21 protein-coding genes and 3 pseudogenes are annotated in these 25,053 nt (G+C 32.3%); 10 read left to right on the top strand and 14 right to left on the bottom strand.

Annotation, left to right across the window (positions count from 1 at the left end):
- Positions 1 to 269: 269 nt before the first annotated feature.
- The 10 genes and pseudogenes from MKY94_RS15260 to MKY94_RS15215 form a co-directional block, all read right to left on the bottom strand.
- Positions 270 to 821: a transposase gene (locus MKY94_RS15260; RefSeq protein ID WP_229677435.1), complete on the bottom strand. Its 552-nt coding sequence runs from the start codon at positions 819 to 821 to the stop codon at positions 270 to 272.
- A complete protein-coding gene (locus MKY94_RS15255; protein WP_342577316.1) occupies positions 802 to 957 on the bottom strand; it encodes a hypothetical protein in 156 nt (51 codons plus the stop codon). The genes MKY94_RS15260 and MKY94_RS15255 overlap by 20 nt, the downstream gene beginning before the upstream one ends.
- 68 nt (positions 958 to 1,025) lie before the next feature.
- Positions 1,026 to 1,340: a hypothetical protein gene (locus MKY94_RS15250; RefSeq protein WP_142540011.1), complete on the bottom strand. Its 315-nt coding sequence runs from the start codon at positions 1,338 to 1,340 to the stop codon at positions 1,026 to 1,028.
- A gap of 382 nt (positions 1,341 to 1,722) precedes the next feature.
- Entirely contained in the window at positions 1,723 to 2,481 is a 759-nt protein-coding gene (istB, locus tag MKY94_RS15245) for an IS21-like element helper ATPase IstB (RefSeq protein ID WP_142540012.1), read from the bottom strand.
- Positions 2,478 to 4,022 carry an IS21 family transposase gene (gene istA / locus MKY94_RS15240; protein WP_142540013.1) on the bottom strand — a complete coding sequence of 515 codons (1,545 nt, stop codon included), beginning with the start codon at positions 4,020 to 4,022 and terminating at the stop codon, positions 2,478 to 2,480. The genes istB and istA overlap by 4 nt, the downstream gene beginning before the upstream one ends.
- Positions 4,023 to 4,224: 202 nt before the next feature.
- Positions 4,225 to 4,566 carry a zinc ribbon domain-containing protein YjdM gene (locus tag MKY94_RS15235; RefSeq protein WP_142540014.1) on the bottom strand — a complete coding sequence of 114 codons (342 nt, stop codon included), beginning with the start codon at positions 4,564 to 4,566 and terminating at the stop codon, positions 4,225 to 4,227.
- A 141-nt stretch (positions 4,567 to 4,707) separates the two neighbouring features.
- Positions 4,708 to 4,822, bottom strand: a pseudogene (locus MKY94_RS15230) (D-alanine--poly(phosphoribitol) ligase subunit 2); the annotation flags it as partial.
- Positions 4,823 to 4,847: 25 nt separating this feature from the next.
- Complete coding sequence (gene sulP, locus MKY94_RS15225; RefSeq protein WP_142540015.1) at positions 4,848 to 6,611, bottom strand: sulfate permease; 1,764 nt, start codon at positions 6,609 to 6,611, stop codon at positions 4,848 to 4,850.
- A gap of 136 nt (positions 6,612 to 6,747) precedes the next feature.
- Positions 6,748 to 7,175 (bottom strand): annotated as a pseudogene (locus MKY94_RS15220) (DNA mismatch repair protein).
- 1 nt (position 7,176) lies between these two features.
- On the bottom strand, positions 7,177 to 7,530 hold the full coding sequence (locus MKY94_RS15215) for a metalloregulator ArsR/SmtB family transcription factor (RefSeq protein ID WP_142540016.1): 354 nt from the start codon (positions 7,528 to 7,530) through the stop codon (positions 7,177 to 7,179).
- A gap of 293 nt (positions 7,531 to 7,823) precedes the next feature.
- Here MKY94_RS15215 and MKY94_RS15210 point away from each other — a divergent pair.
- From MKY94_RS15210 to MKY94_RS15195, 4 genes and pseudogenes are all read left to right on the top strand, one after another.
- A pseudogene (locus MKY94_RS15210) lies at positions 7,824 to 7,961 on the top strand (recombinase family protein); the annotation flags it as partial.
- Between the two features lie 41 nt (positions 7,962 to 8,002).
- Entirely contained in the window at positions 8,003 to 9,472 is a 1,470-nt protein-coding gene (locus MKY94_RS15205; protein WP_342577314.1) for a tetratricopeptide repeat protein, read from the top strand.
- Between the two features lie 507 nt (positions 9,473 to 9,979).
- Positions 9,980 to 11,080 carry a serine/threonine-protein kinase gene (locus tag MKY94_RS15200; RefSeq protein ID WP_151113188.1) on the top strand — a complete coding sequence of 367 codons (1,101 nt, stop codon included), beginning with the start codon at positions 9,980 to 9,982 and terminating at the stop codon, positions 11,078 to 11,080.
- 153 nt (positions 11,081 to 11,233) lie between these two features.
- A complete protein-coding gene (locus tag MKY94_RS15195; protein WP_151113190.1) occupies positions 11,234 to 12,445 on the top strand; it encodes a hypothetical protein in 1,212 nt (403 codons plus the stop codon).
- Positions 12,446 to 12,472: 27 nt separating this feature from the next.
- Here MKY94_RS15195 and MKY94_RS15190 read toward each other — a convergent pair whose 3' ends face one another.
- A complete protein-coding gene (locus MKY94_RS15190; RefSeq protein ID WP_151113191.1) occupies positions 12,473 to 12,919 on the bottom strand; it encodes a hypothetical protein in 447 nt (148 codons plus the stop codon).
- A 398-nt stretch (positions 12,920 to 13,317) separates the two neighbouring features.
- Here MKY94_RS15190 and MKY94_RS15185 point away from each other — a divergent pair, with 398 nt between their 5' ends.
- The 6 genes from MKY94_RS15185 (at position 13,318) to MKY94_RS15160 (ending at position 22,508) form a co-directional block, all read left to right on the top strand.
- Complete coding sequence (locus MKY94_RS15185; RefSeq protein ID WP_151113193.1) at positions 13,318 to 14,652, top strand: TniQ family protein; 1,335 nt, start codon at positions 13,318 to 13,320, stop codon at positions 14,650 to 14,652.
- Positions 14,642 to 17,296, top strand: coding sequence for a TnsA endonuclease N-terminal domain-containing protein (locus tag MKY94_RS15180; RefSeq protein WP_151113196.1), 2,655 nt, complete (start codon positions 14,642 to 14,644; stop codon positions 17,294 to 17,296). The genes MKY94_RS15185 and MKY94_RS15180 overlap by 11 nt, the downstream gene beginning before the upstream one ends.
- Positions 17,296 to 18,426 carry an AAA family ATPase gene (locus MKY94_RS15175; protein WP_225321646.1) on the top strand — a complete coding sequence of 377 codons (1,131 nt, stop codon included), beginning with the start codon at positions 17,296 to 17,298 and terminating at the stop codon, positions 18,424 to 18,426. The genes MKY94_RS15180 and MKY94_RS15175 overlap by 1 nt, the downstream gene beginning before the upstream one ends.
- A gap of 97 nt (positions 18,427 to 18,523) precedes the next feature.
- Entirely contained in the window at positions 18,524 to 19,876 is a 1,353-nt protein-coding gene (locus tag MKY94_RS15170; RefSeq protein ID WP_151113198.1) for a TniQ family protein, read from the top strand.
- Positions 19,877 to 20,202: 326 nt separating this feature from the next.
- Positions 20,203 to 21,246, top strand: a complete 1,044-nt coding sequence (locus tag MKY94_RS15165) for a winged helix-turn-helix domain-containing protein (protein WP_151113201.1) — start codon at positions 20,203 to 20,205, stop codon at positions 21,244 to 21,246.
- 35 nt (positions 21,247 to 21,281) lie between these two features.
- Positions 21,282 to 22,508, top strand: coding sequence for an MFS transporter (locus tag MKY94_RS15160; RefSeq protein ID WP_191697721.1), 1,227 nt, complete (start codon positions 21,282 to 21,284; stop codon positions 22,506 to 22,508).
- 588 nt (positions 22,509 to 23,096) lie between these two features.
- Here the strand turns inward: MKY94_RS15160 and MKY94_RS15155 are convergent.
- The 3 genes from MKY94_RS15155 to MKY94_RS15145 form a co-directional block, all read right to left on the bottom strand.
- The gene (locus MKY94_RS15155; RefSeq protein ID WP_342577313.1) at positions 23,097 to 23,858 is read right to left on the bottom strand and encodes a site-specific integrase; all 762 of its coding nucleotides are present in this window, start codon (positions 23,856 to 23,858) and stop codon (positions 23,097 to 23,099) included.
- A 24-nt stretch (positions 23,859 to 23,882) separates the two neighbouring features.
- Positions 23,883 to 24,269 (bottom strand): Arm DNA-binding domain-containing protein, encoded by a 387-nt coding sequence (locus MKY94_RS15150; RefSeq protein WP_342577312.1) that lies wholly within the window; start codon positions 24,267 to 24,269, stop codon positions 23,883 to 23,885.
- Between the two features lie 103 nt (positions 24,270 to 24,372).
- Positions 24,373 to 24,627, bottom strand: coding sequence for a helix-turn-helix domain-containing protein (locus MKY94_RS15145; RefSeq protein WP_342577311.1), 255 nt, complete (start codon positions 24,625 to 24,627; stop codon positions 24,373 to 24,375).
- Positions 24,628 to 25,053: the final 426 nt, after the last annotated feature.

The following is a 25,053-nucleotide window of genomic DNA, read 5'->3' as shown; positions in this document are numbered from 1 at the left end:
AATGGTACGGATTGGTGAATCTAACAATTTTGTAGTATTAAACTTAAAGCGAATGAGATTACATTAGATTAGAATGGAATGAATTCACAGACGATGTTTAGTTTATTGGAGGGGAGAATCAGGATTAACATACTTTCTAAAACTTCATACTCAACTCCCATGAAAATTAAAATCTTCGATTTAGAGAAAAAGGCAATACTAAATCAGACGCAGCTCATTTATTTTTTAAAAAATGCAGCGCCTAAATGGGGATCAAATTATGGGTTGGATTAGGAGGCACTTGGTTCAGTTATTGTAACGTTGTATCCTAAGTTCTCAAGTCTTCGAACAGAATATCGTACAATGGATTGTTCTTTTTGCTTGTCAAAGTAATCCTCTCCTAAATCTACGTACATCTCTTTGCGAGTTAAGAGATAATAGGAGATTCTTAAAATGGCATGAGCGACAGATATTCCTGCCCTTTTTTTACCCTTTCTTGATGCAGTACGCCTATACAGGGCTCCCAAATAGGTTTTGGATCCTCTGACAGAGTGAGCTGCTTCAATTAATGCCGATTTCAAGTACTTGTTTCCTTTTTTCATGTTGCTTGATTTTCTCTTGCCCGCACTCTCATTATGTCCAGGTACTAATCCTGCCCAGGAACACAAGTGCGCCGAACTGGGGAATTGCTTCTCGACATCCGTACCGACTTCGGCTAAGATTTGTTCGGCCATTCGAGTGGCGATGCCGGGAATGGAATCCAATCGCTCAATATCTTCTTGGTGGGGGGATAATCTAGTAGCCACCTCTTCGTTTAACAGTTCAATCTGCTTCCCATTCATTATATTTCGTTGTTATTGATGAAATAAACCAATTTTCTCTAAATGGTTCTAGATTCTTTTCCACAATAATAATCTTCTCCCCACTTACCAAATTCTGCGTAGATGTCTCTACATCGTATTTAACGGTATACCGCATTTTGGATTCGCTAAGCTTTTCTTCGTTGGTAAAACGAAAGTTATTAACCGAAGGGCTTGACTGCCCTGTTATCCAGCGAGTTTCCTCAAATTTACTCCTTGTTTTTTCTTGAAGCGAAGGGGACAACATCGTATATTGAATGGCCCACTTCGATTATTCACGCCTAATATCCAAAATTCAACTGCTTGTTTCGGTTCACCTACGCGCAGACCACCTATAAAAGACTCTAACTGGAGTTCTAAAGGGGTGTATTGTCTTACTTTAGTAGATTTTTCCTCAAAAAAGGGAGGAGAATCGTTCAGTTGTGCATTTACTGTTCTATAATCCACCCCACAAATTAGTATACTAAATAAAACCAATAGAAGAAGTTTACTTTTATCCAATTTCATCATCCTAAATTATATTTAAGTTTAGTTTATCCTGTTCAGTTAGAATTATTCCTTTTTAAACTAACCTCCCGTTAATTTGAGCATTTCTTCACAATTTTTATAGTGATATTAACAGAAATGCCCGATAAAAATTCATCTAACCTCTAAGAAATCTAATTTAGGAAAAATGATTTTAATCAAACTTTATTTCAAATAATCGATCTTTATTATAAATAATCAATCTTTTTTACAAATCTACATTCATCGTGATCTAAATGCTCCTCATCGTTCCATATGCAGGCGGGTAATAGCCTATCTTCTATCTCTTTCATCATTTCATCAGATAAATACCTATGAAATACGTAACTAGCTATACGAATTTCAACTTCTGTTGGAATTATTCAGATGTCCCCACCAATCCATGACGTTCTCTCATAGAAACTTCCCCATCAACTAGAATCTTATATGAATCGTGAACGATTCGATCAAGAATGGCATCAGCTATTTGTGCTTGTCCTAGTTTCGAGTGCCATCCTTCTGGCGAAAATTGAGAACAGAAGATAGTCGACGCCCTCTTTAACCGTGACTCCACGATTTCCAGCACATGAAGTATATTTTCCTCTGAAAGCTCGGTTAATAACCACTCATCTAGGATTAGTAAATCAATCTTTTTGTATTTTTGAATTATCTTTCGGAAGCTGCCATCTGCTTCAAACTTTGCCACAGCTAATTCATCTAGTAATTCTGGTAGTCTAATATATTTCACTTTATAAGATTGACGACATGCATGGACACCAAAGGCATTTGCTATCCACGTCTTTCCGTTTCCTGACGCCCCCATTAAAATGATATTATGGTGATTTTGGATGTAATTTCCCGTTGCTAATTCTAATATCAGGTTCTTGTCTAACTTACGATCAGGATGATATTCTATATCTTCAATGGCTGCCGTTGGTTCGTTGAATGTTGCTTGTTTAATTAATCGTTCAAGCCTATTTGATTTACGTCTGTCATACTCAAAGTCTACTAAAAGGTTGAATCTATCATCAAAATCCATGCTTTTGTAATCTTTATTCTGGCATTGTTGCTGATATAATTCTGCCATTGCACCCATTTTCATTTCATTTAATTTACGTAAAGTTTCTTCGTTCATCATTTATCATCCCTCCCAAAGTAACTAGCTCCGCGCACAAATCCATAGTCATCAGCGTTGGTGTGATTTTTACTATCGGTTTTCTGATTTTGTTTTCGCTTTTTATTTCTTTCTAGTATGCTTTTCAAAACAGAAACCGTTGGGTTTGTAGAGATTTCAAGTAGTGTTTCTGCTGCTTTTTCCATTTCACTGTTTGTATATCTTGTAGCTAAATTCCTTAGCGTGCTGAGGATACTTAATGACTTTTTCTCCACATTCATTTCCAAGATAGAAGAGACAAATTGGAGTGTAGATGGTCCAATCGTTTCCGCCCACTTTCGATTGTTTTCAGGATTATGTTCTAAATATGATCGGTGATTATCAGGCATATGGTCTGTGTTTGTAGAAAACTGTCCAATTTCACCATATAACCGTTTGTGGGATGCAATTCGGACTTCTTTGAAGTAAACTTCAATTAAATCCGTGGTTTGTCTTATATCGACATTCTCCCGGACGTAATCATATGGAACGGAATAATACATTCTTTCAACCTGGATGTGGTAGTTCAGTTGAACTTTTGCTGTTTTCCATTCCGCAAGTTTATAACGTGTTTGAGGAAGCTGTTGAAAGTGGGATTTCTCTTCTTCCTCATACACCTTTTTACGCGAGCCCGGTCGCTTTTGAAAATTGATTGTATTGATTTCTTCTAGACTTTTAAAGATTTGCTTATTCAGATCATCAATATAGAAACATTGATAGTTTCTTAGTGCAGCTATAATCTGCCGGGAAATGTACCCAACAGTCCCTTCAACACTTGGTTTGTCTTTGGGTTTACGGACACGGCTTGGGACAATGACTGTATGATAATAATCTGCGAGTTCACGATAAGCCTCATTCAGAACCGGTTCTCCCCGAAGCGCCTTTGTAACACCTGTTTTCAAATTGTCCGGAACCAAGGTTTCTGGAACACCTTCAAAGTACTCAAATGCATGGATATGAGCGATAAGCCAATTAGCTGATTTCATATCTAAAAACGCTTCAACGTAGCTGTATTGACTATAGGGCAAGGTAGCGATAAAGACATAAGCCGGAATTGATTCTCCTGTTGAACGATCTATAATCTGCAGTGTCGATCCAGCCCAGTCCACCTCCATGATTTGACCTGGTTTTCTTCGAATAGGCATCGTTAACTTATACTTCTTCGCGTATTTCCCATAGCTTTCACAAAAAGTCCGATAAGCATAGGGGATCTTTCCACTTTCACGTGCTTCAGTCGCATACTCATGATGCAATAAAGTCAAAGTGACGTTCTTTTTTTGTAACTCCTTATGCACTTTTTCCCAATCAACCGGGAAGTACCCTTTCTCAACAGCTTGCTTCTCTGGAAAGAGAAACGATTCTAACCAGGGACTAGTCATCTCATCGTTCAAACTCTCTAGACCAAGCTTCTTGGTGCATTGAACGACATCCGAAACTGTATTTCTTGAGTGGCCAGTACTAGAACTAATGGTTCTTTGACTGACTCCTTCAAAATAAAGTTCCAAAATCTTGCGACAGTTAATCATAAAAAAAACCTCCTGTACATTAATGTCATGCGAGTTCGCATGCAAATTAAGTATACAAGAGGCTATTCTTTATTCTATTCATAGTGGCTCCCTGCACCGCAATTGATGGCTCTTTTATCCGCACTTACTGGCTCAAAACTCCACATAAGTGGCTCTATTCATCCGCAATAATCAACTTAGTTCTGTTACATTAAACTCACATTTAAACCTTTTTAACAAATTCAGATTTTAATTTCATCGCTCCAAAACCATCAATTTTACAATCAATATCATGGTCTCCATCAACTAAACGGATATCTTTCACTTTTGTACCGATTTTTACAACTGATGACGTTCCTTTTACTTTAAGATCTTTGATGACTGTTACAGAATCACCATCGTTTAAGACATTTCCATTTGCATCTTTGATAACCTTAGTATCTTCACTATTTTCTGCTTCCGGGTCTAAAGTCCACTCATGGGCACATTCTGGACAAACAAAAAGATTTCCGTCTTCGTATGTGTACTCTGAATTACATTTTGGACAATTTGGTAAATTAGACATATTTTTATTCCCTCCACCCGTTATCATTCGTTTGAATAGATAGCAGTATTTTTCAATTACTTTTTTGCAAATTTATAAGACTAGTAGTTACAAACTTTAATTTTGGGAAGCGTTTCTTATCTGTTTCCCAAGCACCTATTTTTATCTCATATCTTTTAATTTCTTAATAATCATATTTGGTGTCGCCCATTCATCACGGTCAAAGTCAGAAATAGACACGTCGATGTCTAAACCGTTCTTGAAATTCTACTAATATAAAACTTTGTATGTGAAGTGAAATTTTAAAAATCTAATGCATTTGCCTTATTCTTTATTGTATTTACTTCCTGGGATTGCTGAGAAAGTTGAGTACATTCATGAAAAGCGAAATGCTTACATCCTATACATTTTTTCGGATTCAAATGCTCTAAAGCACAATTAATTGCATCTCCTGTATGAGAAAAAAAGTTTTCTTCCCCAATTTCAACGTACAATCCATTCTTGTCTAGAGTTGTTTTTAACTCAGGTTGAATTCCTGAAATGAGAAGTATGCCACCTTGTTTTTTGTAATACTGAACAATATTCCTAAAGTAAGACTCTCCTGTCGTATCAATAAAAGGAACTTTTCCCATACGTAAAATTAAAACTTTGGGTTTATAATGAATGGTCGCTAAAATATTTTGTTCAAATGTTTGAGCAGCCCCAAAGAATAATGGACCTTCTATTGTGTAAATACTAATTTGTGGGCAATCATGAGCTTTATTTACCACATGTGGTAACAATTTTTCATTCTTTTTTGTATGATCAGGGAGCACTTTAGATATGACAAGCATATTACTCATACGTTTTGTAAACAAAATAATAGCTAAAATAAGACCGATTTCCACAGCTGTTGTCAAGCTTGTAAATACAGTGAGTAAAAATGTTACAAGTAATACAAGAGAATCCCCTGTCTTCATTTTTAGTATGTGAACAAAGTGTTTTTGTTCGCTCATATTCCAAGCTACCACCATTAAAATGGGAGCCATACTAGCAAGTGGAATATGTGAAGCATATGGAGCTAACAGAAGAAGCGTGAATAATACAAATCCCCCATGTATAACACCCGACATCGGAGATACAGCTCCATTTTTGATATTAGTTGCTGTTCGAGCAATCGCTCCAGTTGCAGGAATCCCTCCAAATAACGGTGTAATAATATTAGCAATTCCCTGACCAATAAGCTCTTTGTTACTGTTATGTTTACTATTAGTCATACCATCTGCCACGACAGCGGACAAAAGAGATTCGATACCACCCAACATTGCAATAACAAATGCAGGACCAATTAACTGTTTTATGCGCTCTAATGTGATTACCGGTATGTCAAACTGAGGAAGTGTATTTGGAATCGTACCATATGCTGTACCGATAGTAGGTACATGCCCTGAGAAGAATACAGTTGCAATTACAGTTGAGATAACAACACCTACTAATGAACCTGGTACTTTCGGTAAAATTTTTGGTGTTATAAGTATAACAAAAAAGCAAATCAAAGCAGTTATAACACTGTAAAAATTGACAGTACCGATATGAGTGAAGATTTCCTTTAGGTTTGCTATAAATTCCTCATGCTTTTTTATACCTGTTAGACCTAAAAGACTAGCAATTTGTCCCGTAAAGATAATGACAGCAATACCTGACGTAAAGCCAATTGTTACAGGACGTGGAATAAACTTAATTAAAGACCCTAGTTTAAAAATCCCCATAAGGCATAAGATAATTCCAGCCATTAAACCAGCAAGTAGTAAATTTTCATACCCATAGGTAATTACAATTCCTAAAAGAATTGGAACGAAAGCACCTGTAGGCCCTCCAATTTGATACTTCGAACCACCAAATAGCGAAATAAGTATCCCGGCAATACAGGCTGTATAAATCCCATACTCCGGTTTAACACCAGAGGCTATAGCAAAAGACATAGCAAGTGGAATCGCGACAACTCCAACAATCATTCCAGAAAGAAGATCCTTTTGAAAATGTCCAAATGAATATCCTTCAAATCTTCCCGTAAATAACTCTTTCATTCCAAACCCTTCTTTTCTATTTTTATTGAATCTTACTTCTTCTGAAGAATATTTTCTTTTGATAATTTTGAATTACAAATGCAGTTTTCATACTTTTATACAAAAGCTCTCTATCTCATTACAAGAGAGTATCAGCCTAATATTGGTTATACGTTTTGCTTAAATGCCGCTCTAATTTACCTATATCTCCACCTTCTTGTTAACCTCCGCTAGAAGCTCTCCGGCTCGACTATCTAACTTCTTCGTATCTATAAACGATGTAATCCATACCTTATCTGGAGTAATATCTCTGCGGAACATTTGTCCTGGGATTTCATTCCATAAACGATTCCATTCATCTAATACTCCTACTTGATCAAATAAAAAACCTTGAATCCCACATAACCAAGCTGTACAAGCTGTATTTCTTTTTTGACATCCAACTCCATCTTGTAAATGTTGACATGAAAAACAACAGGAATTTCCACTTTTAATACAAACCTTACAAACATAATGGGCTCCTATTGAGCGAAATATTTCCATTCCATGTTGGATGATATCTTCTTTCTTAACCTCAATTTTCAACCTAACCCTCCTTAACTATCGATTCACCTTCTGTTTCATTTAGTTCTTCTAACATTGAAATCGTGTCGATTAAATGGTTGTTAAAAATTTTCCGTGCAATTACCAGTAAATTCATAATCATAGGATCCCGAAGAGAATATAAAACTCGTTTTCCATCTTTGGTGCCGACAACAATATTTTTAGCACGTAGTACACTTAACTGTTGAGAAACAGCAGAGCCTTCCTTATTAAGAATGCTCTGGATTTCATTTACACTTTTTTCACCCTCTGACAATAATTCGAGAATATGTATTCGCAAGGGATGTGATAAGGCTTTAAAAAAATCAGCCTTAAATTTTTGCATTTCGTCTCCCATTTTAACGCCTCCATTACTTATCCTTGATTTTAAGAAATCTATATGTATCATATACATCTTCAAATTTTTGAATATATATATAATACATATAGAACTTACAATTTTCAATACAAATTTTGAAACGTAAAAAAAAACCATAAACGACCGTTTTTGATATGGTAAGTGAACTTCTCTAAAAACCTCAAAAACTATTTAAATACATAACCAAAAATATAACCAAAATCTAAATACCAATATATCTATCTCTACCCCCTTTTTGGTATAGTTAAGGCATTAATAAGGGGGGATTCTTGTTGAAATTTGGATATCCACGTGTCAGTACACAAGATCAGTCATTATCGTTACAACTTGATGCATTGGCTCACTACGGAGTGGACCAGACTTTTGAAGAAAAAGAATCAGGTAAGAAAAAAAAACGACCACAGTTAGATATTCAGAAATTGCTTCAAATTTATACTTTAATCCATTAGCTATGAAATGGTTTGTAGCTAATATGCTAAAAGGGGAATCCATAGAATCTATCCTAAAACATAAAGATGATTTAACTGAATATTGTATGTCTAATGTTTATAATAAGCTCTCAGAAGATGCTAAGAAGATATTAGAGATAATGCTTATCTCAAATAAAGAATGTAGTAATGCTGAATTGACATATTTGTTTAATATAGATTCTTTACGTTACGGTAAAGCAATGAATGATCTGTTTGCCACAAATATGGTTAATATGAAAAATGATAATAAAAAAGTTGAAAATCGAACTTTATTCTTTATTACAGATTTTGCAAGAGAATATCTAAAAAAGCACTGCAAACCCAGTAATAAATCATTTATTTCGATTCAAAAGAAGATGAGAACTTTAAAAGGACTTTCTGAAAATTTGCAAAATGAAGAAAATGACCCTTATAGAATTGAGTCAATCTTTATAAATCATTCTGATGAAGAGATATCCGCTTCTTATTTAAAGAAGGCATTAACTTTTGCTAATAAAAGTGAGTTTGAAAGTGCTGAAGAATATATCGAGAAAGCTAGAAATGCAACCCCTGATTTCTTTGAAGTATATAAAATATCAGCATTTATCAGTGTTTTACAGAACGATTATTATGCTGCCGAACTTGCTTATCAGACCGCTATAGAATGTAAACCAGATTATCCACCGATATATTTCTTTTACGCAGGTTTTAAATTAATGACAATTGAGAATTTTGATGAGGCTTATGATGCTATCACTTTTGCAGAAAAGTTAGATCCTAAAAATAATAGAATAAAAATGCACAAAGGTAGAATATTAAAACAGTTGGGTGAGTACTCAGAAGCTGAAAAAGTATTTAACGAAGTACTTGAAAATCTAGAAAACTTAGATATTAGAACCAAAAAGGAATTAGTTGATCAAGCGTCTGATAATTTAAAAAGATGGGCTGATATGACAAGAAACGAAAACGGGGAGTTAGCTGAATCTCTAATAAAAAAATCAATAAATATACTTGAAAGAATAGACGAGGCTCATTTTGACACCAAGATTGTTATTACAATTTCTAAGATAATTAAAACCTTAACATATATATATATTGAAATGAATAAAAATGACGTCTCATATTTAATTGAACTCTTAGAAAAATATTATTCAAAAGTAAGAGTTATTGAAGATAAAAACTTTAGACGACCTTTCGAATCACTTTTGGCTAAAATAGACTTAAATCAAAGAGAAGATATTACTAAAATATTTTCTTCCAATGTTGTGAACCATACAATTAAAGAACAAGGATTCATTATAAGTTTAATGCCTACATATGGCTTTATTAAAAACTTTTCACCTAACAATTTATTTTTCTATTGGAATGATTTTGAAGGAGACTTTTCTAAACTTGCAATAGGGGATAAGGTTCAGTTTACAATAGGTAGTTCTGAAAAAGGTCTCTGTGCAAAAAAAGTTACACTAGTATAAAAAACTTGTGGACTGTTTAATTTGGTCTACAAAAATCTCCAGAAGAACCCCCTGCATCCTATCATATGGTTGGATACAGGGGTTCTTTTCTTTGAGAATATCTTAAGGAAATTCCCAAAGAAAGTGGAAGCATAGACCCTAGCACCTCTCAATCCCATTTTTATAGAGCTGATACTCTCTTTTTATTAAGCATGGTAGTTGTCCCCTTTCTAAGAATTGACTCTCCCAGGAAGTTTACTATAGTAAACAGTAATAAATGAATGAATATTTTGACTCAGAAATGAGATTTTAATTAAAAGAGAAGAAGGCACCCCTAGCTTCTCTTTTTTTACTTCGATTTCATTTTGAAATTCTAGTCAAACTATCGAAAAGTGTAATATAAAAATCAAGTATAATAGAGATAATATTTTAAGGAGGAAATGATGCTTACTTTAGTGACATTTCAAAAAAATTAGGTAGATAATAATTTGAAGAGAGCTAAGAGCCAGATTGTCTAGGAGGAAAAAAATGGAGAGTATAGAAATTCCAAAAGAAGATGATGTGCTTGAGCTAATAGAATATTTTAAGAGTGAGTTAATTATTTATGCTACTGGTGGTTCATCAAATATTTCAGATTCTGAGTATGCACGAATTCGAAAAATTTTAATAGGTATCCCAAATATAAACGATTTAGTTCCTGAGTTTGTAAAGAAATATCGGAGTAAATTAGAATTTTGGGGATTTATAAAAGAAGAATATAGTTCTTATGCTGAAAGACGTACGTATTTAGCAAAAGTATTTAATGCAATGGTAGATAGATTAGAAGAGTCAAACTTTCTTTTGATTCCACAGTATGAACGTAATCAATTAATAGGTGAAGGTGGATTCGGACAAGTTTATAAGGTAGAAAACGAGTTAATAAAAATGAGTTTTGCTATAAAAGTGCTAAATCCTGCGTTTGCGAATGGAGGTGAAGGAAATCTAGAGAGATTTTTTAGAGAGGCACGAATCTTATTTAAATTACATCATCCAAATATTATTAAAGTTTATGATGTAGGATTAACAGGGAAAATTCCATTTATTAAAATGGAACATTTTGAAGGTAAAGACTTGAACAAAGTGTTGAAAGACCATAGTAATCTGACCCCAGAAAAAGCTCTTGTATTAATTGAAGAAGTAAGTGAGGCTTTAAACTATGCACATAACGAAGTAGGAATTGTTCACAGAGATATAAGACCAAGTAACATTATGGTCGCACGCCCTAATCAATTTAGACTTATTGACTTTGGTTTAGGCGTTTTTTTAGAAAAAGAATTAGTTTCTAGAATAACTAGGTCTGGAGAAAATATTGTAGGTGGGCATTACACAGCGCCAGAACTATTAGAGAATCCAAGTCTTTTAGACCCACGATCGGATATTTATTCTTTAGGAGCTGTATGGTTTACTGTGTTAACTGGAAGACCGCCAGCAGGAAGTAGAATTAAAGATCAGCTATTATCAATCCCAAGATTGAAGGGGGAATATTCTGATATGATATTAAAATGTCTTGATGATCTAGAAGATAGATATCAGAATATAAATGAGCTATTAAATGACATTCAGAATTATAGGAAGAACATTCTAGATTAATTAGTTAGAGTACTTTTAACGAATTTTTTTAAAATTAAATGAAAAGTATACAGAAATTAAATCGTATTTAAATTTAGATATACCGATTACTTTTTATATGAAATTGCAATCGGTGAGATTAAAATGAACAATTAAGAAAGGAGGAGGAGTAGGATGTATTGGCCAAGAAAAAAGGGGAACTTTAAATTTGTGGATAAAGAGAGCATTCCTTTATTAGAAATAAAAAATACGGGTGATATTGAACGAGAGTTTTACGTTTACTCTGAAAATTTTATATCAGCGGCAAATTTATTAGTGAACCATGTCTTAGAAACAAATGAAAATACTAAAAAAGATTTTTGGCTCTTCGGCCTAACTTATTTATACAGACAAAGCTTGGAGCTTATCTTAAAATCTATAGCCTTTAAATATATAACTATAAAGAATGATAGAGTGGAGTTTATAGGAAGGGTTAGACACAATCTAAAATATGCATATGATGAAATAAGTTTATTGGTACCAGCAGATGATCTTAGCTTGAAGGAAAGGGAAAGGGAATGGTTGAAAACTTTTTTGACTAATATATCTGAATGTGATGAGCAGTCTGATATGTTTAGATACCCATTCAGTATAAAAATGAAAGCATTTTTTCAAAAGCAAACCCATATCAACTTGAGGGTTTTAGGTACTAATATGAATACTGCTTATAAATTGTTAACTATGATTTCAAATAAGGCGGATGAAATCGATCATAAGGACTTAATCAAGTTCAAACCCGAATTTTTAATGTCTAGTGGAAGCTATCTTGAGCAAGCTGTGATTTGGAAAGGTTTCAATAATAATAATTATTACCCTTATATTCAGGGATATATGGAAAGTGGTAAATATTTATATGAATTAATTAAAGATGATCAAAAAGTCTACCTGTTCTTACCAATGTGTTATATGTATAGAAATGGAATAGAATTGGCTTTAAAACGTATTTTAGTCGAAGACTGTCAATTCGATAATCAAACAGCAGCAAATAAAATGAAAAATAAAAAGCATAGTATAGAAGGACTTTGGAATGTAATAAAAAATTATATAATTATAAGTTCTGATGTTCCCGATGACAGTTCAACTATTAATGATGTCGAGCTCTATATTAAACAACTACACAATTTAGATATTACTTCCGACAAATTTAGATATCCAATTAATAAATTTTTGAAATTCCACTTTGACAAAAAGGTAAGATTTGATGTAACCAATGTTTCGCTATGCTTTTATGAATTATTTACATTCTTAGATGCTGTAGATAGTATGCTTTCTCATCAAAATGAAATTTTGGCAGAAATGGAACTGGAAGCACGAAGAGAGTTGGAAAGTGATTACGAGCGCTATTAACATAAATTTCTTAAAACTAATGAATCGTTAAAGATTCTTCAATAGAAGAAAGAAAGAAAGAAAAAATATAAATTTATCTAATTTTCTTCTATTATATAATAGTCTTGCTGTTTCTTCTTCGAGTGCTTTAATCTTTGTATCAAGTTTATTTTTATCTTGGAAGAGGAAAGTATTTGCGTATCCAACAATATAAATAACAGGATGACGTTGATAGTCCTCGCCAATTTTAGCAATAAACACTTTTAAATTTCCTTTTATACCCTCAGTGGACGTGGAAAAAATTTCTGTTAAGAGACCTTCCTTCCGTAGGCCGATATAAGTCAATGTATTTTTTATTGGCTTATTTCGATTACTTTCGATCTTAAGCCAGTTGTTTGCAGTTGTTTGTAGTTGTTTGTAGTACTGTCTCTGAAGTTTTTTCGATAACTGATGCTCAGCAATATCCTTTTGAGGAAAAAGCTGTTTCCGTTTCAAGAATTGCACCACAAGAAAAATATCTCTCTCATCAAGTCCTAATTTTTCAAGGAATTTATTGACTTCCTTATTTTGTTCTTTGCTGCTGACTCGTATGTAACCGAAATTTTTATATATTATTACTCGTGGTTTTTGTTTTCTATTATTCTACCACTTAAATTCATAAACTTATTTATTATAGAAGTCTTTATTATAAAAAAAAAGAAGTCATTTTGGAACATTCAAATTGACTTCTTTTTATTTTGTGAAATTGGAATGTTGATGTCAACTCGACAAGGCAGTACTTTTAGTAAAAAAATTTAGGGGAAAATGAATAAATCAATAATAAAATTGCCAATAATAATAGTAATCTTTCAAGAAAATTCTTGAGATGAAACTACTATTCGAGGTGATAACGACTGAACCAAATCCATAGAAGTATCTTATATAACATTGATCCTATTGGAATTGAAACAGGTTTAGTAGAAAGTCTGAGTAGTTACTTAATCAGGATTTCATATGAACATAACATCCAAGTAGGCCACTTGGTAAATAAGTTAGTGGTTCCTGAAATGCATAAAGATTATTTGGCAAGAAGCTCTATATACGGTGGTAACAGTTTTTATGAAGGTGCTAAAACAATAAATGGATACACGAATAACTCAATTGAATTGGTTTGTGTTTTGGAAAGGTTAACAACCAGAAGAGATCTATTAAACCTAACTCTATTAAAATTAAAAGATTTAGTTCCATTAAGAAATTTACTAAAAGAAACTTTCTCGTGGTGTCCAGAATGTATAAAGAAATGGAACGTTGAACACAAGATTATTTACTATCCATTAATTTGGTATTTAAAACCTATAAAGATTTGTATTGAGCATAAGTGTTATCTTATTGAAAAATGCACATCATGCACCAAGAAAATTGATATACTGCGTAGAAAAATGATCCCAGGTCATTGTCCCAACTGTTTTAACTTGCTAATACAGGATCAACTTAGAAAAGAGATTAACCAGCAGGAATGGCAATGGCATTCATTTGTATATCGAAATATAGAAAGCTTAATAGGATTAAAACCTAGTGAGATATTCACTCAAGAAAATATTAGTAACCAGTTAAATGATATCAATAACAATCTTTTTTCAGACAATATAAATAGTTTTGCTAAATTCTTAAGTATTCCTAAAAGTACTTTAAGAGCCTGGGCTAAATCCGAAAATATCCCTACCTTAGATGGATTACTAATTATCTGTTATAAATTAGAGACTACAATTTTCGATTTCCTCACAAAAAGTTGGGAAAATATAGATTTAAACCATCAGATTGAAAAAAAGAATATTAATAAAGACAAAGCTATTAGAAGAAAACTGGACCTTACTTCTATTGAAAGTAGGCTGAAGGAAGCACTGATATATGAGCCTCCAATTTCAATGGCTTCTACTGCTAGAATAATAGAACACGATAAACGAATCTTATATAGCAATTTTCCGGATTATTGTAAACAAATTTCAAAAAGATATAAAGAGTATATCAATCAAAAATCAAAACAGAGAATAGAAGAATTAAAAAAAGAAATTGAAAAAGCCTTTTATTACTTAGTAAATGAGGGTATATATCCTAGTAGTGAGAAAATTCAGAATAAATCTAATAAAAAGGGGCTGCTCAAGGAGAGAATCCTCCAAGAATATTGGAAAGACCTATTGGCTCAAGAAAATTTTTACAGGAGAAAGGGGAGGAGTAGTAATGATGAGTAATAGTGAGTTTGAAGATTGGGCAATTAAACTCAACTTAACAGACGATGCTAAGAATGAAATACAACGTGTAAGACAGTCACCGCCAGCAAGGAGAGTTGGCGGAGGTAAACATAACGTGAGTGGTCGGTATAGTAGTAAAAAAATGGGAGTTACTATTCAATTTGAAAGTCATAAGGTGGAATTACCTACTATTTACATGTTGGAATATAACGATAATGTTTTAGAATATTATGATCAGCCACCACAAATAAAACTTACCTACTATCAAAGTAATAAGAACAACAAAAAAATGGCTTATTTGAATACACCAGATTTTTTTGTGATTGAAAAAGAAAGGGCATATTGGGTTGAGTGCAAAACGGAAGAAGAGCTTATTAAAAAATCTCAGAGTAATCCAGATAGATACCTTAGGGAGAATGAGCAATGGATATTTACTCCTGGAAAAGATTTCGCAGCTGAATATAATCTAGACTTTCTTATTCACTCATCTTCAGAAATAAATTGGAATCTTCAACGTAATCTTGAATTTCTAGAGGACTATTTTGTTAAAGATTATGTGTTAAATGAAACAAAAATTAAAAGAATAAAGGAATCTATTCAAGAAGCTCCTGGAATAACTTTAAAAGAATTATTACTAAGTGATGAAACTCAGTTTAATGCTGATGATATATATGCACTAATAGTTAAAGAAATTATATATATTGATTTATATAATGAATTAATAACTGATTTAGAAAATGTAAAAGTTTATTTAAATATAGAACAATATAAACTTTTTTCTTTAGTTGAGAATTCAACTAGAAGGAAGAGAAATACTAATACAATAGAGTTGAATAGCGGAAATCATATCGTTTGGGGGAATACAGTTTGGACAATTCTTAATTATGATCACGAAAGTAAAATAGTCTTTTTATATTCAAGGGATGAAAATAAAAATATTGAGTTACCTATTAATTTATTTGAATCGTATATATTAGACGGGTATATTCTTGGGGCTGATAAGGATGAAAATAAGGAAAGTATCGAACTAAAAAAGATGATTTTGCAGGCGAATGAAACTGATTTAATAGAAGCAAACAAAAAGTATGAGATTGTTGTTAAGTATTTAAACGGGGAAAAAATAGAATTTATAGATGTAACAGACAGAACACTCCGCAACTGGGTGAAAAAGTATAAAGATGCAGAAGAACTTTATGGCAATGGGTATGTAGGTCTACTACCTCAAACTAAAAAAAGAGGGAATAGAAATGCGAAGTTACCTGCTGAGACTATAGAATTGATGTATAAGATGATATCTGAAAGTTATGAAACAATAAAATCTAAATCTGCCAAACAAGTTTATCGCGAATTACTTGTAAAGTGCGAGGAATCTAATTTGTATGTACCATCATATGCCACCTTTTGTGAAACAATAAATAATCGAGCATTATATGATATTGAAAAAGCTAGGAAAGGTAGTAGGGCATCTTATAAATATGAAGAGTTTTATATTGAACTTGAATTTACTACTCCAAGACATGGGGAACGAATTTTTGAGATAGCACATATTGATCACACTGAGCTAGATATTGAGCTAAATATTAATGGAAAGGTTTCTAAGCGACCATGGCTTACACTAATGATTGATGCTTACTCTAGACGAATTCTTGCATATTATTTAACCTTTGAAGAACCGTCTTACCGGTCTTGTATGATGGTGATTAGAGAATGTGTGAAAAGAACTAATCGTTTACCAAATTATATAGTGGTCGATGGAGGAAAGGAATTCAGTAGTGTATATTTTGAATCATTGCTAGCGTTATACAGTGTTCATAAAAAACAAAGACCTGCAGCAAAGGCACGATACGGTCATGTTATTGAGCGGTTATTTGGAATTACAAATGAGTTATTTATTCACAATTTAAGAGGAAATACTCAAATCACTAAAAATGTAAGGCAAGTAACTAAAAGTGGAAATCCAAAAAATCATGCAGTGTGGAGACTTGAGACTTTGAATGAACGACTTGATACATGGTTTAGTAATATATATGACAATAAGGAAAATCCATCTCTTAATCAAACTCCAAAAGAAGCATTTGTGGAATCTATAGCTGTGTCAGGTAATCGCTCAAATACTTACATTCCTTACGATGAAAACTTTATATTAATGACTTTACCATCTCCCAAAGGGAAAACAAGAAAGGTCCATCCTGGTCAAGGTATTAAACTAAGCTATTCATATTATTGGTGTGAAGAATTTAGGAATCCTAAAATTGAAGCTACTAACTTAGAAGTTAAATATGATCCATTTAATATTGGGATAGCTTATGCATTTATAGATAATCAATGGGTAAAATGCCTATCTGAACAATATAAATATTTAAATGGAAAGACAGAGAAACAAATAAAATTGATTGCAGAAGAGGTTAGGCAAAAGAGAAAATTATATTCTCGAAATAATACGATAACAGCAAGAATGATAGCTAGTTATATTCTCGAATCAGAAGGAATAGAAGAAATACTTGCTATAGAAAAGTATAAACCTTTAGAAAAGGATCTAAATGTTTTAGAAAATATACAGGTTCCAAAACAAAATGTAGATCTTGTAAAAGAAGATGCAAAAGATGAAGACGATGAACTTGAGATTTTTGGGGAGTTGGTGTAGTGATCAATAAACAAAGATTATTTAGTGAAGAGCTACTAACAAAATCTAAAGAAGAACGTGAAAAGTTTTTTGATGATTTTACTGTTAGCCATCCAAAAATGAAACAGGTATTAATCGAATTAAAAAATGAAATCTATAATGGTTATCATAATATTATAATGGTGGTTGGACCATCTGGTGTAGGAAAATCAAGATTGTTTTATGCAACTGCTCAATCTATTGTAACTGATATGGTTGAAGAGATTGAAGTTGATAAAAGTATTATACCTATTACCGGAATAGAACTCCCAAATCCAGACTTAGGGAAGTTTAATTGGAAAGATTTTTATTATCGTGTACTCACTTCATTAAATGAACCTTTAATTGATTATAAGATTGATGTTAATAATTTGAAGAATAAGGAATACACCCTAAAGTCTAATAATTCAGGGACTGCAGCGGTGTTACGTAGAACAATAGAAAATGCTTTTTATTATAGAAAAACAAAGGCACTTCTTATTGATGAAGCGCAACATTTTTTTAAAATTAATTCAGACAAAAGAGGAGATGGCGAGAAAAATCAAAGACAATTTAATTCAATAAAATCATTAGCAAACATGAGTAATACAAAAATTGTTTTGTTTGGAACATATGATTTAAATACAGTATTTAATTTAGATGGACAATTGTCAAGAAGGGTAAAAGAAATTCACTTTCCAAGATATGACTATACAATACGAGTAGATAAAAAGAATTTTCATTCTATTCTGTTGACATTTCAAAGACTACTACCTGTCCAAGAAGAACCTAATTTAATAGCATACTCAGAATATTTATATGAGAATTCTCTAGGATGTGCAGGAATATTAAAAGACTGGTTGAGGAGATGCCTAGCAGGGGCTATCGAAAATGATGAACCAACTATTACCTATACCAATTTAAAAAAGAACGCGTTAAAAACGAAAAAACTTTTAACCTTGGCAAACGAAGCAATAAGTGGAGAATTAGTCTTTAAAGAAAGTGATAGTGATAAAGATAAACTTAGGGCCCTCCTTGGAACAAAACAAGATGATGTAAAAGAAAAAATAATAAAAAAAGTTTCTACTCCGGGAAAAAGAAACCCTACAAGAGATGATGTTGGTTTAAAATAGTTTTCATTTAAAATTATTTGAAAAAAAATAGAAATGAAAAAATGGTATTTTTATTAATGTGCTACTAAACTAACATTTATACTATGGAGGTATCGATTTGGAAAATATTTTAAACAATCTCCCTAAAAGCAGTTTACTTTATAGCATGAATCCAATTGGAGTTGGTACGTTTAATATAGAAAGTCTTACAAGCTATGTTACTAGGTTAAGTTCAGCTCATAATATAACGTTAGGGGTTTTATTTACTAAAATTATTTATCCATTTTTAGAAAAGGAAAATTTTCCTAGAGATGGAATCAAAGCAAATAAGTCATCTGCTTTTAACAATTTCCATTATAATTCAAATGAACTCGTGTATGCTTTAACAAATTTAACTACCATAAAGAATTTGGAAAATCTTACTTTAATAAACTTTAACTCTTTTTTATCAGATTATGAAGTTCGATCAACTAAATATTGGTGTCCTCTTTGTTTTCAAGATTGTAGAAATAACAAAAGTCCAATCTATGAAAAACTATTATGGAGTTTTGAGGTAGTGGAAGTTTGTTTCGAACATAGATGTAAGTTAGTTAATAGTTGTCCTTCCTGTAATAATATACAATATCATATGACAAGGAGTGGAAGAACAGGGCACTGTTATATATGTGATACTTACTTAGGTTTAACAGATTGTAGAAAATATGAAGAATTGCCACAAGATTATATAGTTTGGCAAAAATGGATCATTGAAAATATAAAAGAACTACTTATACTTAATCAGCAAGAAAGAGTATATAATAATAAGAAATGGATAAATTATGGTGAGAATATCGAATATATTATCAACTTAATAGCTAATAACTATGGAATTAAGAAAAATGATATCTTTAAAGTTTCTAATATTCCAAGAAGATTATATAGTTATTGGAAAAATGGACAAAGAAAGGCTTCATTATATTCGGTATTAAAATTAGGTTATGTTACTTCAATTTCTTTAAACAAATTTTTTTCTCACGAAGAATATATTATGGGAGAAAAAATAAGAAGACTACCTCAGTATATTTACCAAAATAATTTATATAAGAATCAAAAAAAATATGAAATTAATGAACTGAAGGAAGAACTGAGGAGAGTAATTATTAAAAATGAAGATAAAAATAATCCACCCCTTTCTTTATCTCAAATTACAAAAATATTAGGGTATAAAAAAACTGAAACATTACGTAAAAAACTTCCCCATGAAACTGAAATAATAGTAAATAAATATAAAGAGTACATAAATGAAAAAAATATAAAAATGAAAGATGACCTTAGAAGTATCATTATAAAGTTAATGAATGATGGTATTACTCCCTCCTCATCTAATATAGAAGAAGAGTTAAAAAAACCCAAGTTTTTTTGGAAGAATTCCCATAGAGAAATACTTAGTGATCTATTGGAAGAATTAGGTGTAGTGAAAAAAAGCAAATAAGTAAGAAAATGAGAGATTTAAAAGGTTTCTTCTGGAATAAATTCAATAGGAATAACCACTAATCAGCGGCTTTTTTAAAAGAATATTGGTAAACTAGAAGATTCCTATTGAAGTAGCGGAGAAGCCTGAGATAATTTGAATGTTTACCTATCAGTAACTTGATGGAACAATAAGAAATTTACATACATACGCTAAATACCCCATTCAATACGAATGGGGTATTTTAAATTTAATAGGAATTTTAATTCTATATATGTTGAATTTTGCATTCTATTAATATAGAATGAATATTAAGAAAATATAAATTATATTAAAGAGGTGTTAAAGTGGATGTTTTAAATCTTACAAGTAAGAAAAGAGAATCCTATCAAATTCAGCTAGAATACTCAGTTTTATGGGAGTGTGCTTTGGGGATAGCTGCAATAACCAATACCCCATTTATTAAAACTTTAGAAAACCCAGAGGATTATTGGGAAGACCTGAAAAAATCCTTATCAATAGAACTATTAGAGCATTTGAACTTTGTTGAAAGCAACAATACTTGGAAGGCCCTACTTCAATTGTTACATAAGAAAAGATTTAATGATTTATTGGAGTTTACTTCCTACATAAAGGATATTTCAGATACAGATTTTAAATTTATTTGTTTACCCTTTGTTGGCATGAAATTTCAACTCATAAGAAATAAAGCAGCATTAGGCGAGGCAGCGGCTATTGAGGAAATGAAATACTTAACAAGCAACAATCCCTTTTTTCCACGATACATTGAATTCATTAGTACAACAGATGTCAGCTTTCTAAAAGAACACCTTATAGTAGTGATGAAAGGTTGGTACGAAGCTGTTATTAATAAAGATCTCGAAGGACTTAATACAATACTACAAACTGACTATGATATGAAAAAGCAAATGTCCGACAAAATGACTTCTGAAAGACTGGTTGAATGGGCAACTGGAGGAATTGTTTATATGCCAGAACCAAGTGTTAACAATGTTCTTTTAATACCCCAATATATATATCGGCCTTGGAATATAGAGTCAGATATTGAAGGCACTAAAGTATTTTATTATCCCGTAGCGAATGAAAGTATTACACCAAATAATCGATATACACCAAATGACTTTTTAGTACTTAAACATAAGGCATTAGGAGATGAAGTACGAATGAGGATTGTTAAATTACTGTACGAAAACGACCGTACTTTACAAGACATTACTACTCAATTAAACATTGGTAAATCTACAATTCATCATCACCTCAAAATTCTGAGATCAGCTAAATTAGTGGAAATCATTGAATCTAAGTATTCACTTAAAAGGAATGCGGTCGCATTTTTATATGAAGAACTAAACCTATATTTAAGAAAGTAATTGAAAAAGAGGATAAAAAGGAAGGTGACTTACTATTGATTAACAATCCTAGCTTTCGTTCTATTTGGCTGAGTAGTGCAACTTCGGAATTAGGCGGTGCTCTATTTACTGCATGTAATTCAATTTTAATTTACGAGTTAACAGGCTCACCCACTGCTTTAGGGTTGGTATGGCTGATTTACTACATACCATCTTTTTTTATGCAGTTATTTATTGGACCATATATTGATCGTTGGAGTCGTAAATGGATAATGATTAGTTGTCAGTTAATCCGAATGTTGCTCGCTTCTGTTTTGGTCTTATTTCTTTTTCAAGATAACTTTACGATAACTTTTATTTATATCGTTCAAATTATTGTTGGAATAGTTATGCCGATTTTCACACCGGCAAATCAAGCCATTTTACCAACGATCATTGAAAAAGAAAAACTATCACAAGCAAATGCATCATTAGAGTCCGTTCGACAAGTCATGGCGGTTATGGGACCGCTTTTATCAGGTGTCCTAGTAGATGTCTTAGAGATAGAGTGGATACTAGTTATTATATCAATCGCATTTGCACTAAGTGCTGTTACTTTGTTAAAAATAAATGAAAATTATATAAAAATGGCTGTTAGAAAACCGTGGATTGTAGAGTTTAAAGAAGGACTTCAATCCTATTTCAAACATAAGTTAATTGTATGGCTGGGTATATTTTTCGGCTTTGTCCAATTCGGTGTAGGCGTAACAATCGTGACAACTTTACCTTATATAACTACAATATTAAACCAACCTTATTCGGCTTATGGATTGTTTATGTCTGCTTTTCCAATTGGTTACACAATAGGAGCCTTACTTAATTCCAAGCTATTAAAGATTAAGGGTATAGGCATTCTTTTTACTGCGTTATTCATTGGAGGATGTACATATATTTCTTTAGGTATTACACCGTGGTATTTTATTGCTGTCTTGACAGAATGCATGGCAGGTATGGCTATTGCTATTTTTAATATTTACAACATTACACTCATCCAAAGTTCAATTCCAAATCATTTAATGGGAAAAGTGACTTCGGTTCGCTTATTGATAATGCGAACAATGTTACCATTAGGTATATTATTTGCTACAGTAACCGTTCAGTTCTTAAGTATTCGGACATTATATTTTGTAATTGGTAGTGTAATCTGTATTACATCATTGGTTGGGTATCTATATTTAAATAAGCAAGTTAAAGTTGGAAAGAAATTAGGGGAAGTAGAAAGGGAAGGACAGTTTGGTAATTAACTTATTTTTAGGATTATCGGGATTTTTAAATTCAAGTTACTTTAATTAGTCGAACAAGTTAGTGAAATGTTTCACTTTAACTAAAGGTCAACCAGAAAAATCTGGCTAACCTTATATTAACGGGTGCGTTAGTCAAAAATAATATTAAAGTAAAATGAGCCAGGAGAAAATATCCTAGCTCATTTTTATGTGGTTACAGAATTAGAGGGAAGTCTAATTTAAAATGTGATTTGATTTTTCGCTGTTTCATATTTGTATCATAATTTCAAGAAAAATAAATAAATTATATAATTTCCTAAAGTATAAAAATAAAGCATAAGTTTTCCTAAAGTAGAGAGCTTTATAGTTATTTCCTTATTTTTGATTTTTAATTAAGATATTTTATAATATATTCTTCTTAAAAATTCTTTAAAGTCATGTGGCTCTAAGCGTGGGAACTTTATGGTTTATTCTTAGGAAATTATATGGTTTATGTCACATGTCAAAACCCTTGATATTCAAGGGTTTTTTCTTTTTGACTATATCATCTAGTTTCAATTGAGTATCAATCGAACGTAGTCAAAAACGTAGTCAAAGCGTAGTCACCTACTAGATTTCAATGTAGCTAGAGAACTTCATTATTGCTTCTTCTTTTGCTTTCTTTGTAACGTGTGCATAAATGTTCATCGTCGTTTTTACATCACTATGACCTAAACGGTCTTGCACTTCCTTCAAACTAGCACCGGCTTCAAATAATAAAGAACAATGTGTATGACGTAAACCATGTGTTGTAATTTCGCCTAGCTTATATTTTTTCTGTATGTGCGTTATCCACCTAGTGGTTTTTGGAGGCTGCAAGTATTCATTCTGTGTATTACTAAATACAAGCTGTTTAGGTTGCATTGTATTAAATCCTAGAATGAGATAATCTTGTTTCTGCTTTTTCTTCCAATCTTTTAAGATTGCCATTGTCTTATCGTCCATTTTAATTGTACGGGAATCACCTGTTTTAGTAGATTTTAAATATAGTCTGCTATCTTTGCCTCGTGAAAGGGCTTTGTTGATACGCAGTTCGTTTGATTTGAAGTTTAAGTCATTCCATGTAAGAGCCAATGCTTCACCTTTACGCATTCCACTGAAAGCTAGTAAGCGGAATAAAACATACGCTTTATAATTACTTTCCCGTTCTAAGCATAACAGGAACTCTTTAAGCTGATCACGTGAGTAGAAGTTCTCGGCTTTATCCTCATCTGCTCCTATAGCCTTTTTAGAATGGTTAGTACGCATATCTACATGTGCAAAGGGATTTGTTTGGATATAGCCACGTTTAATCGCAAAGTCCAGAACCTTAGCAGCATAGGCTTTTACCATGCGGAACTTCTTTAATTTCGACGCCTATTCATCCACATGCCTCTGACATATATCGACATGTATCTTTTCAATTTTATAAGCACTCATCGCAGGCAAGATGTGATTTTTAAAGACCCCCATTGTTTTTACATAAGTGCTTTCTTCCACAGTCTTCTCATATTGCTTTACCCATAGATCGTAAACTTCTTGGTACGTTTCAGCACGTTCTTTTTGGTACGTACCATTTGCAACTTCTAATTTAATACGAGCTAATGCTAATTCTGCTTCCTTACGTGTTTTAAAGCCACGTTTCAATGTACGCTTTTGTTTACCGGTTAAAGGATCAACACCTAAATAAGCTGGAAACTCGTATCGTGTCTCACCACTTTTTAGCTTATAGCTTTTGATTGGTGATACTTTTTTCTTTACCATGATAATTCCTCCTGAATCAGTTGCGGGGGCAAATGATTAAAGAGAGGATTTACCTCTAGTGATATTATAATCGAACCTAAAGGAAAATCCTCATAAATTATTATTAATAGCTATGATCTTCTAAAAAACGATCAATCTCTTTACGTGATACACGCTTTATACCTTCTATTTCACATACTTGTAAACCCCTTCTACGGAACTTGATAAATGTGTTGTAGGAGACACCAGCGTACTTGGCCCCGTCTTGTAAGGATAGCCACCCACTATCCATAAACTGATGTTGAGTGGCTAATAAAGCCTTCTGAACTGCCTTCATAACCACTTCTTCTATTTTTGTATTCATTATCTCTGCATTCATTGTAATTGCTCCTCTTCATTTTAATCCCCGCAATGTTTTATTGCTTCTGTTGATTTATACGAGGAAGGAGGAGAGGAGTTAAGAGGAAAGAGAGAAATTAATATAAGACATAGGAAAATAACAATTCACATAAGATGAGCTAGGAAATATATCTTCTAATCCAAGGTGTTTTAACGTCGTGCTTTTTACTAAAACACACCGATAGTTTTACTATTTTACAATAAATCAACCTTTTCTTTTATATAGTCCCAAGATGAAATCAAAGGCGAGTGTTGTTTTAAAATTTTTACTGTACCCTCCCAGTTTTGCATTAAAAGCACTCAAACTAGTATGTATATAGAAATTACTTACTAATAAAAAATGAAAACAACTTTATAAAAGTAGCTATTAACAAGTTCTATTGTTAATAGCTACTTTCTCTTTGTT

This window comes from Psychrobacillus sp. FSL K6-2843 (assembly GCF_038626375.1).
Classification (GTDB): Bacteria; Bacillota; Bacilli; order Bacillales_A; family Planococcaceae; genus Psychrobacillus; species Psychrobacillus faecigallinarum.
This window is presented reverse-complemented; position numbering and strand designations above follow the sequence as displayed.